6 protein-coding genes and 3 pseudogenes are annotated in these 11,390 nt (G+C 36.3%); 5 read left to right on the top strand and 4 right to left on the bottom strand.

Features of this window, described 5'->3' with window-relative positions; all coding sequences use genetic code 11:
• Positions 1-503: 503 nt before the first annotated feature.
• The 5 genes from BSU00_RS12605 to BSU00_RS12585 all read left to right on the top strand — a co-directional run bounded on the left by BSU00_RS12605 (position 504) and on the right by BSU00_RS12585 (position 3,652).
• Positions 504-881 (top strand): PH domain-containing protein, encoded by a 378-nt coding sequence (locus tag BSU00_RS12605; protein WP_105004691.1) that lies wholly within the window; start codon positions 504-506, stop codon positions 879-881.
• Positions 882-974: 93 nt separating this feature from the next.
• Positions 975-1,553: a Crp/Fnr family transcriptional regulator gene (locus BSU00_RS12600; protein WP_105004690.1), complete on the top strand. Its 579-nt coding sequence runs from the start codon at positions 975-977 to the stop codon at positions 1,551-1,553.
• Between the two features lie 82 nt (positions 1,554-1,635).
• Positions 1,636-2,499 carry an SMP-30/gluconolactonase/LRE family protein gene (locus BSU00_RS12595; protein ID WP_105004689.1) on the top strand — a complete coding sequence of 288 codons (864 nt, stop codon included), beginning with the start codon at positions 1,636-1,638 and terminating at the stop codon, positions 2,497-2,499.
• Positions 2,496-2,714 (top strand): hypothetical protein, encoded by a 219-nt coding sequence (locus tag BSU00_RS12590; RefSeq protein WP_105004688.1) that lies wholly within the window; start codon positions 2,496-2,498, stop codon positions 2,712-2,714. The genes BSU00_RS12595 and BSU00_RS12590 overlap by 4 nt, the downstream gene beginning before the upstream one ends.
• A gap of 230 nt (positions 2,715-2,944) precedes the next feature.
• Positions 2,945-3,652 (top strand): ZIP family metal transporter, encoded by a 708-nt coding sequence (locus BSU00_RS12585; RefSeq protein ID WP_105004687.1) that lies wholly within the window; start codon positions 2,945-2,947, stop codon positions 3,650-3,652.
• A gap of 76 nt (positions 3,653-3,728) precedes the next feature.
• Here the strand turns inward: BSU00_RS12585 and BSU00_RS12580 are convergent.
• From BSU00_RS12580 to BSU00_RS12565, 4 genes and pseudogenes are all read right to left on the bottom strand, one after another.
• Positions 3,729-5,185: pseudogene (locus BSU00_RS12580) on the bottom strand (glutamate synthase subunit beta).
• Positions 5,186-5,187: 2 nt separating this feature from the next.
• Positions 5,188-9,698: pseudogene (gltB, locus tag BSU00_RS12575) on the bottom strand (glutamate synthase large subunit).
• A gap of 17 nt (positions 9,699-9,715) precedes the next feature.
• Positions 9,716-10,953, bottom strand: a pseudogene (locus BSU00_RS12570) (ammonium transporter).
• A gap of 11 nt (positions 10,954-10,964) precedes the next feature.
• Positions 10,965-11,303: a P-II family nitrogen regulator gene (locus BSU00_RS12565; RefSeq protein ID WP_105004686.1), complete on the bottom strand. Its 339-nt coding sequence runs from the start codon at positions 11,301-11,303 to the stop codon at positions 10,965-10,967.
• Positions 11,304-11,390: the final 87 nt, after the last annotated feature.

Here is an 11,390-nt window from a genome sequence, read left to right as displayed (position 1 = left end):
GCGCATTTTTTTCTTGTATTGTAATGTTTTTTCAATTTTTGAATGTGTTCTATCAGGTATGATAAGCGGTGCTATTTATGCTTTTACATAATTAGGATTTTAATTGTTTACATTTTGTTGGTATGTTATTGTTCTCTTTTTCTGTTGCAAATAGCATACTTCCTTTTTAGATTTGATATTTTGCGCTGACTTCTTACTATAAAAGGCATATGCTATATCTTCTAACTACTTGTCATATGGTTTAATTATTTATATTTGTAGAAAGTCATTAGAAATTGTAGATTGTTTTTATTTATAATTTTATACCATCAAATCTATGAATAAAGAAAATATACTATTGGTTATAATTATTGTTAGTTTTATTTTAATACTTCTCAATTCTATATTTGCTTCTAATGAAATGGGTATTTTATTTTGGTTGTGAATAATTGGAAATGCGCTGCTAATCTTCGCAATGTTTTTGACTTTACAATTTAACACAAAAGAAAAAGAGAGTTGATTTTATGGGATTATTGAATAAGTTAATAGGAAATGCAAGTGAGGTTTCTTCGGAGAAATTAACCGAAAAATATGGTCGGCTTCTCATTGAAAATGAAGTTGTTGAATTAGGTTTTAAATTGTTACGTGATACTTTTATGTTTACTAGTAAACGATTAATTCTTATTGATGTACAAGGTTTAACCGGTAGTAAAGTGGAATATAAATCCTTACCCTACAAAAATATCTCAAGAATTTCCTTAGAAACAGCAGGGACATTTGATTTGGATGCCGAATTAAAAATTTGGATTTCTAGTGAAAATACCCCTTCCGTTAGTAAAAAGTTCAACAAGAGTATTGATGTATATGAGGTACAAAAATATTTGGCTAAAAAAATAATGTAGGCATTTAAAATAAAATGACAACAGTTCTTTATTTCGATTTTACCAATTATTTTCGTATTACAATTGATTTAACTATTATTAGGATACCATTCGATGGAATTTCTAAAACAATATATTAACCAAATCTCTCCTATATCGGAGCATACCTGGAACCATCTCTCCAAACTCTTTGAGAAGCAGCATTTAGCTGCTAATGCCTATTTTATTGAAGAGAGTAAATATGCTAAGCAAATTGCATTTTTAGAAGAAGGAGTGGTAAGAGCCTTTTTTACAAACAGCGAAGCAAAAGAATACAATAAGCAATTTTTCGTAGGGCCAAGTATGATAGGGGCTTATACTTCTCTATTAAATAAGCAACGGAACTTAATACCGCAACAGGCTTTAACGGAATGTGTAATTTGGGTAGCCGAATACGCAGCGTTGGAAAGATTGTTTTTAAAATTTCATGATTTAGAGAGATTGGGTCGAAAGATTGCGGAATTTTATTTTTTAGAAAAGGAAAAAAAGGAGTTGGAAATGGCTTTAATGAATGCAACAGAACGTTATTTACTTTTTAGAAAAAAATTTCCTAATTTAGAGCAATTAATACCGCAATATCACATCGCATCCTATCTTGGTATTTCTGCAACACAACTTAGTAGACTTAGAAATAAGTTGACAAAAAAGAAGTAGTAGTAAGGCATTCTTTACATAGGTAAACGCTTTTTACAATGTTTCGAAGGAGTTTTGCTTTTCAACATAAAAAAGTTAAAGCATGGAACAAAAAAATTTAAATCGTATACTACTATGGAATTTCCTTTTAGCCATATTATTTATACAGTCGTGTGCATTAAAACCTACGGCCTGGCAGGCTCCAACAAAACCTGCTTTAGAGGTTAATGATAAATTACTAACTGCCACAAAGATTCCATTAAATGGGTGGTACGGTCCTGAAGATATTGTTTTTGATCAACATGGAAATCTGTATTGTGGTGTTCACATTGGTAAGCGAGATTTTAGTGATGGGAAGATTCTAAAAATTTCTCCAAATGGAGTTGTTCAGGAATTTTACGATGCTAGTTCGTGGGTTTCTGGTTTACATTTTGATTCGAATAATAATCTTATAGCCTTAAGTCATAGGCAAGGACTTATAAGTATTTCTCCAAACAAGGAAGTTAAAGTACTAGCCAAGACAGATGAAAAAGGTAGGCCTTTCTTAATTCCCAATGGCCTTGATATTGCTACGGATGGAAATATTTATTTTTCCAATACCTCTCATGACGCCCCCTACGATATCCAATATGGTAGAAAATTGATTTTAGAACTACAACCAAATGGGGGATTATACCAATACAATCCAAAAACTAAAAAAGTCACCACACTTATTGATGGTACTTATTTTGGTAATGGCGTTGTTCTTTCTAAAAATGAAGATTTTATTTTGATGACAGAAACAACTAAATATCGAATTCTTAAATATTGGTTAAAGGGAGCTAAAAAAGGAGAGAAAGAAATATTTATGGACAATCTTCCAGGTTTTCCCAATGGAATTTCTATGCGTAAAGATGGTAGTTTTTGGCTTGGATTTTCTACAAAAAGAAATGATGCATTAGATAAAATCCATGCTAAAAAGGTATGAAAAAATTTATTTATGCTCTCCCGGAATTCATGCAGCCAAAGCAAGATGAATACGGTATTGTTTTACATGTTTCTGAGAACGGAAAGATAATATCTTCCTTATGTGATACAACAGGAGAAGTTATTCCAGAGGCAGGAGCCGTAAAGGAAAACAATGGTGTTTTATATATTGGCGGGGATATTCTTCCGTATATTGGAAGGTATGTTGTAGAATAACGATATACAGCAACGAACTGGTATATTAAATCCGATCACCAAAATGGTACATGCCATATAAAACCGTTTTGGTGGTACTGTTTTTTAGCATGGCATTCATTTTTGAAAGTAACTTGCGCAACTCTTGCGAGATATCTTTTGATAACTTTTAATTTCTAGTTATCTTGTAGAAAGTTTAATAATAGTAAGATGCACAAGGATCTATGCATTTTTACATGATTTGATTTAAAATGATTCTATCTATTGTTTTAATGTCTTTACTTGCCGGTATTACTGTTTTCTTTGGCGGAGTATTAGCTTACTATTTTGATGCTCATTTTGAGGATACTCCTTCGAAATATCAATTTATTCATACGCTAATGTCTTTTGGTGCAGGAATTATTCTTTCTGCCGTAGCATTAGTTTTAATTCCAAAGGGCATGGAGGAATTGGAGCTTTTGCCAATGGCATTTTCTTTTGTCATAGGAGCAGTATTGTTTATGTTCATAGATCGCTACCTTGGTAAAAAAGGAGGTAAAACAGCAACACTTCTAGCTATGCTTATGGATTTTATTCCAGAGTCTATAGCACTTGGAGCAGTATATGCTATTGAAACTAATATGGCAACTTTATTAGCATTGTTTATAGGGCTTCAAAATTTACCAGAGGCATTTAATTCTTTTCGAGATCTTACAAAGAGTGGTTTTTCTGCTAGAAAGACATTGTTTCTTTTTTTTATTTTGAGTTTTTTTGGAATTGTTGCAGCATTAATAGGCCATTTTGTATTGTCGGAATATCCTGATTTAACCGCGCATTTGATGACCTTTGCCAGTGGCGGTATTTTGTATTTGCTTTTTCAGGATATTATCCCGGAAAGTAAATTACAAAATAATTACAATACTTCTCTTGGGGCAACCTTAGGTTTTTTAGTTGGTATTATTGGAGAAAAAGTGATTTAATGCAGGTTCTCATTATTTAAAAGTGGTATCGTAAATAACCACTTTCTCCAAACAGGAAAGTGGCTGTGATATCGGTTTATGCGCCAGGTAAATTGCCGCTCCCTTTTGCTGGTAAATAACTATTTGTGGAAAGGTAGGTATCTACTGAAAGTGCTGCTTCACGACCCTCAGATATGGCCCATACAATTAAAGATTGTCCTCTTCTCATATCTCCAGCAGTAAAAATATGAGGGATATTTGTCTTGTAGTTGTTAGCTTTATAATTACTATTTTCCTCTAAGTTTATACCCAACTGTTCACTTAATGTTTTCTCCGGTCCTGTGAAACCAAGCGCTAAAAGCGCTAAGTCACAAGCCCAGATTTTTTCTGTATTCTCTTTTTCAACTAAGGTTGGTCTTTTTCCAGGAGCAATTTCCCACTCCACTTCAACTGTTTTTAAAGCGGTAAGGTTTCCATTACTGTCGGTTATAAACTCTTTGGTGTTAATTAGCCAATTTCTGTCACATCCCTCTTCGTGAGATGAAGTAGTTTTCAGGATGATTGGCCAATATGGCAAGGTGCTTTTTCACTTCTTCCTATTGGTGGTTTCGGCATTATTTCAAAATTTGTAACTGATTTTGCACCCTGTCTATTGGAGGTACCTACACAATCTGATCCTGTGTCACCACCACCAATTACGATAACATTTTTATTTGTCGCACTAATTATAGCACCGTTAATTGGTTTGTTAAAAATTTGTTTGGTCTGTTGGGTTAAAAAATCCATTGCTTGGTGCACTCCATTTGCGTCTATTCCTTTTACTGGGAGACTCCTTTTTTTGGTAGCACCTCCACAAAGTACAATAGCATCAAAATAATCTAAATTTTTTACATCGTAGTTGACCCCAACGTTTACGTTGGTTTTAAATATAATCCCTTCCTTTTCTAAAATGGACACTCTTCGATCAATAATTTGTTTTTCTAATTTAAAATTTGGAATTCCATAACGAAGCAAACCGCCTACTTCATCCTCCCGTTCAAAGACGGTTACGTTATGTCCGGCTCTGTTTAATTGCTGAGCTGCAGCCAAACCTGCAGGGCCAGATCCTATAATTGCTACTGTTTTTCCCGTTCTTTTTTTAGGAGGTTCGGGCACTATCCATCCATTCGAGAATGCTTTTTCTACAATATTTTTTTCGATATTTTCTATAGAAACCGGATTGTCAACTAAGCCCAAAACACATGCTTTTTCACAAGGAGCAGGGCACAGTCTACCGGTGAATTCTGGGAAATTATTGGTAGCATGTAATAATGCAGAAGCTTTTTTCCATTCCCCTCGATATACCATATCATTAAAATCTGGAATTAAATTTCCTAAAGGACAGCCACTGTGGCAAAACGGAATACCACAATCCATACAACGCGATCCTTGCTCTTGTAATTCCTTTTCGTGTAAGGCTATGGTAAATTCTTCGTAGTTATTAATTCTCTCCTGTACAGTTTTTGCTCCTTCGTTTTTTCTTTCTATTTCTAAAAATCCTCCTATCTTACCCATAATTATGCTGATATTTTTTTCAATATTATTTCTTGTTTAGATAGCTTTTTTAATGCTTTCTTATAGTCTCTTGGAAATACTTTTAAAAAGTATTGTTTGCAATTTTCCCAATCGGCAATAAATGCTTTGCCAAGTGCACTATTGGTGTAGTTTACATGCGTTTCAATATGCTCTTTTAATACGTCATAATCTTTTTCCTTTAAAGGGTCAAGATCTACCATTTCTGTATTACATAACGTACTAGAAAAATCCTTGTGTTTATCAAAAACATATGCAATACCACCACTCATTCCTGCAGCAAAATTTCTTCCTGTTTTACCGAGAACTACCACAGTACCACCAGTCATATATTCACAACCATGGTCTCCAACGCCTTCAACAACTGTAATTACCCCAGAGTTCCGAACAGCGAATCGCTCTCCTGCGATACCGTTAATATAGGCTTCTCCACTAGTAGCGCCATATAAGCTCACATTTCCAGTTATGATGTTTTCCGAAGCTTCAAAGGTGGCATTTTCTGGTTTTTTAACAATTAGTGTTGCACCAGAGAGTCCTTTACCCAAATAATCGTTTGTTTCTCCGGCTACGGTTAAAGTTATTCCTTTAGTGGCAAAAGCACCAAAGCTTTGCCCGGCAGATCCGGTGAATTTAAGGTTGAGGGTATGATTTGGTAAGCCATTTTCTCCATGTCTTTTGGATATTTCATTACTTATAATAGCACCAACCGCTCTATCGGTATTTTGAATGGTGTACTCTAAAGTAGTTTCCGTTGCATTTATAATGGCAGCTTTTGCATCGTTTAAAATTTTAGTATCCAATACATTTTCTAGGTTGTGATTTTGCTTTTCCGTATTGTATTTAATAGTTACTTTTTCAGTTTTTGGTTGGTGTAAAATAGCGGAAAGATCAATTCCGTTAGCTTTGTAATGGTTTATGGCTTTGTTGGGATTTAGTTTTTGAGTTTGCCCAATCATTTCATTTAAGGTTCTAAATCCAAGTTGTGCCATGATTTGTCGTAACTCCTCTGCTACAAAATACATAAAGTTGATTACGTGCTCCGGAGTCCCTTTAAAGTTTTTTCGAAGTTTAGGATCTTGTGTTGCAATTCCTACAGGGCAAGTATTCAGATGACAAGCCCGCATCATGATACATCCTGAGGCAACCAAGGGGGCTGTAGCAAAACCAAATTCTTCTGCCCCCAATAGCGCAGCTATTGCAACATCTCTTCCAGTTTTTAACTGTCCGTCGCATTCTAAAACCACACGGTTTCGCAATCCATTCAGTTCTAGGGTTTGTTGCGCTTCTGCTAAACCTAGTTCCCAAGGCAATCCTGCATGTTTGAGTGATGTAAGTGGTGAAGCACCAGTTCCGCCATCAAATCCGGAAATCAAGATAACATCGGCCTTGGCTTTTGCTACTCCTGCTGCAATGGTTCCAACTCCAACTTTCGATACTAGTTTCACATTAATTCGAGCCTCCCTATTTGCATTCTTTAAATCGAATATTAGTTGTGCTAAATCTTCAATAGAATAGATGTCGTGGTGTGGCGGCGGTGAAATTAATCCAACATAAGGTGTCGAGTTTCTTACTTCGGCAATCCAAGGAAGTACTTTTTCTCCTGGTAATTGTCCGCCTTCTCCTGGTTTTGCACCTTGTGCCATTTTAATTTGTATTTCTTTGGCGTTGGTTAGGTAATTACTAGACACACCAAATCTGCCAGAGGCAACTTGCTTTATAGCACTGTTCTTCCAATCGCCATTTGCTTCTCTAAGGAAACGCTGTTTGTTTTCTCCACCTTCCCCAGAGTTACTCTTTCCGCCAATTCTATTCATCGCAATAGCGAGATTCTCATGTGCTTCTTCGCTGATGGATCCATAAGACATTGCACCAGTTTTAAAACGTTTAACTATTTCTGTCCAGGGTTCTACTTCATCAATAGAAATAGGATCTAGGTTGTGGAATTCAAACAAACCTCTAAGGGTCATTAAATTTTCATTCTGCTTGTTGATATTGTCGGCATATACTGTATAGCTCTCTTTACTTTTTGCACGAACTGCTTGTTGTAATTTTGCTACTGTTGTTGGATTAAACATGTGTTTTTCTCCATTTCTTCGCCATCGATAATCGCCACCTATTTCCAAATCTAGCGCCGCGTTGTAGTCTTCTAATTTAAATGCTTTATCAAATCGCTTTTGAATGTCTTTGTCTAAAACCACCAAACCAATACCCCCGATTCTCGAAGGCGTAAAAGGAAAATATTTTTCAACAAAAGTTTTCTTGAGTCCCAATGCTTCAAAGATTTGCGAGGCTCGGTACGAATGCAGTGTTGAAATACCTATTTTATTCATTATTTTCAGGAGTCCTTTTCCAATCGCTTTATTAAAGTTTTCTACGGCAGTATCCTCGTCTATGTCCTTTATTACCTTTGTTCTTACTTGTTCGCGAATAATCTCATTAACCAAATACGGATTTATGGCACTTGCACCGTAGCCAAATAACGTAGCAAAGTGATGCGGTTCCCTTGCTTCAGCCGTTTCTAATACAATGCCAAATTTGGATCTTTTTTGTAGATTGTTTAACGAATGGTGTACAAAAGAACATGCAAGAAGCGCAGGAATTGGTGCATTGTCTTTATCGATATTTCTATCGGAAAGAATAATAATATTTGCGCCTTCAAAGACTGCTTTCTCTACCGCAACAAGTATGTTGTCTAATGCCTTTTCAAGGCCATTTACGCCTTGTGATATTGGATATAAAATTGGGATAGAAACGGATTGGAAGTCTGGATGGTCTATGTTTTTTATCTTGTGCAGGTCATCGTTAGAGATTACAGGGTTGTTGATGCGCAGTTTTTTGCTTGTTCCGGAATTATATCAAAAATATTCTTATCGCCTCCTATAGCCAAACTTATGTCGGTAATCAGTTCCTCTCTGATACCATCTAATGGAGGGTTGGTAACTTGGGCAAATAATTGTTTAAAATAGTTATATAGTATCTGCGGTTTATCCGAAAGTACTGCTAGGGGAGTATCTGTTCCCATAGATCCAATAGCTTCTTTAGCTAAGGATGCCATAGGAATTATAATAGTATTTATCTCTTCAATGGTATATCCAAAGGCGCGCAATCGGGTATGGTAGTTTGTTGGTTCAATGGGTGGAATGTGATTCTTGTATGGAACTTTTGCTAATGGTAAGGTGTGTTCTGCCACCCATTTTTGGTACGGTTTATCGGAGATTATTTTTGTTTTTATTTCTTCATCTTCAATAATTCTCCCCGCATTCATATCTACCAAGAACATTTTTCCTGGTTCTAATCTTCCATGTCTCTCTACATTTTCAGGTGCTACCTGAACCACTCCAATTTCAGAAGACATAATAACAAAACCATCCTTGGTTACCGTGTATCGCGATGGTCGTAAACCATTTCTGTCCAATAGCGCACCAATATAATTTCCATCGGTAAATGGTATAGAAGCGGGTCCGTCCCAAGGTTCCATAATACAGGAATTGTATTCGTAAAAAGCCTTTTTATCTGCCGACATGGTTTGGTGTTTTTCCCATGCCTCTGGTACCATCATCATCATTACCTCTGGTAAAGACCTGCCTGTCATCAGCAATAATTCAACCACCAAATCCATAGATGCAGAGTCTGATTTTCCATCCCTAACAATAGGGAATATTTTATGGATGTCTTCGCCAAATAATGGGCTTTGCATCAATTCTTCTCGGGCGCGCATCCTACTCACATTGCCACGCAGGGTATTGATTTCTCCATTGTGACACATGTAGCGAAAGGGTTGTGCTAAGCTCCAAGCAGGAAAGGTATTGGTTGAAAATCTCTGGTGTACTAATGCTAGTCGCGTAACCACATCCGTTTCTTTAAGATCTTTATAATACCTACCGATGTCTTCCGGAATTAGTAACCCTTTGTATATAAGTGTTGTCGTAGAGAGGCTAGAAATATAAAAATAATCTGCTTGTGACAGTTTAGAATTGGCGATGGTATGTTCTGTTATTTTTCGTGCAGCAAACAATTTAGCGTTGAATGTAAGTTCATCTATAGCTTCGTTGTTTTTATCAATAAATACTTGTCTTATTTTGGGTTCGGTTTGTGCTGCAATTTTTCCCATAAAAGAGGTGTCTACAGGAACATCTCTCCATCCAATTATTCGAAGACCTTGCTTTTCTATTTCTTGTTCAAATACGCTAATACAATACGTCGATTGGTTAGAGCTTTTTGGCAAAAACACCATACCAACAGCATATTCACGAACCGCAGGAATTGTAAAGGAACACACTCGATTAAAAAAGGCATGGGGTATATCAATTAAAATACCTGCACCATCTCCTGTTCTTCCATCGGAACTAACGGCTCCTCGATGTTCTAGCTTTACTAAAATTTCTAAAGCATTATGTATGATCGTATTCGATTTTTCTCCATTCAGGTTACAGATAAAACCTGCACCACAATTATCTCTTTCAAACTCACTCAAATATAGTCCTTGGTCTTTCATCTTTTAAATTTTGTGTTTTAGTGTTCGTTTAATCTGAAGTCTGGATAAGAATTTATTCCGTGTTCGTATTTATCTAAGCCTTCTAATTCTTCGCGTTCCGTAACTCTTATACCACTTATTTTTTCACCGTGAAAAGGATTAGAAACGAGGATATAATGCAAAGGGCAGCATAGCAAATCACTCCAATGCATTGTGATAAAAATTGCTCCCATCCCGCTAGATTTCCAAATATGCCAACTGCTATGGTTCCCCATATTCCACAGAATAGATGAACGGCAATTGCACCTACAGGATCATCCAGTTTTAATCTGTCAATTAAGCCTACTGCAAGAACGACAATAATACCTGCTATTGCGCCAATAAGGATTGCATCTGAGGGAGACATTTGATCGGCACCGGCAGTAATTCCAACAAGACCTCCTAGTATCCCATTGAGAAACATGGTTAAGTCGAAATTTTTATAGAGTGCGGTAGAGGTGATAAAGGCTAGTACACCACCAGCAGCTGCTGCTAGACATGTTGTTACTAGAGTTAAGGAGGTAGCAGTTGGATCTGCGGATAATACAGATCCACCGTTAAAGCCAAACCATCCTAACCATAATATCAAGACTCCTGCTGTTGCAATTGGTACGTTATGACCCGGTATTGCCTGTGCCTTCCCGTCTTTAAATTTTCCAATTCTCGCCCCCAGTAAATACACTGCAACTAAAGCTGCCCAACCACCAACAGAATGCACTAGGGTAGAACCAGCAAAGTCATAAAAGGGAGTTTCTAGCCTGTCTAAAAAGCCACCTCCCCATTTCCAAGATCCTGCAAGAGGATAGATAAAACCTACGTATAGTATTGTGAAAATGATAAAGGGGCCTAACTTCATTCGTTCTGCAACAGCTCCAGAAACTATAGTTGCAGCGGTAGCAGCAAACATGCCTTGAAATAAGAAGTCAGTCCAGTAGGTATAACCTTTATTATAGGCTAAATCTAAACTTCCGTTTTGTAGAGGAGGCTCTAATCCAAATCCGGAGAAACCAAAAATTCCTAACGAATCTTCGGCGAATCCTGGGTACATCAAATTGAACCCTATAAGACAGTATAACAACAGTCCAACGGTTATTATAAATATATTTTTGAATAAGATATTAATCGTATTTTTTTGGCGCGTAAGACCTATTTCTAAAAATGCGAATCCTAGGTGCATAAAAAATACTAATGCTGTACAGAGCATCATCCATACATTGTTTAAAGTAAGTATATCCATTGCTTTTCTTGTTAGTTTAGTGTGTCTCCTCCTTTTTCTCCTGTTCGTATTCGATAACTTTCTTCAATCGTAGAAACGAAAATTTTGCCATCACCTATAGCACCAGTTGCAGCGGCTGCTAGAATTGCATCTATAGCAGCTTTTTCAAATTCATCATTTACAACGATAGATAAGTACCTTCTTTGGATATCACTGGTATTATAGGCTACCCCTCGATATACGTGTCCTTCTTTTTCATTCCCAAGCCCCGTTACATCCCAGTAGGAAAAGAAATTAATACCGGCCTTATGAAGGGCATCTTTTACCTGATGAAATTTAGATTTTCGTATAACCGCTTCAATTTTTTTCATTTGTTATATTGTTTTTGTTTTGTGAGTTGAAATACCTTCAAGATTATATTTTCCATTCTTATTTGTATTCCTATGTTTTTGTTTCCT

Origin of the sequence: Tenacibaculum sp. SG-28 (genome assembly GCF_002954385.1) — a bacterium.
GTDB lineage: Bacteria > Bacteroidota > Bacteroidia > Flavobacteriales > Flavobacteriaceae > Polaribacter.
Note: the sequence above shows the minus strand (reverse complement) of the source record. Positions and strands in the feature narration are given on the sequence as shown.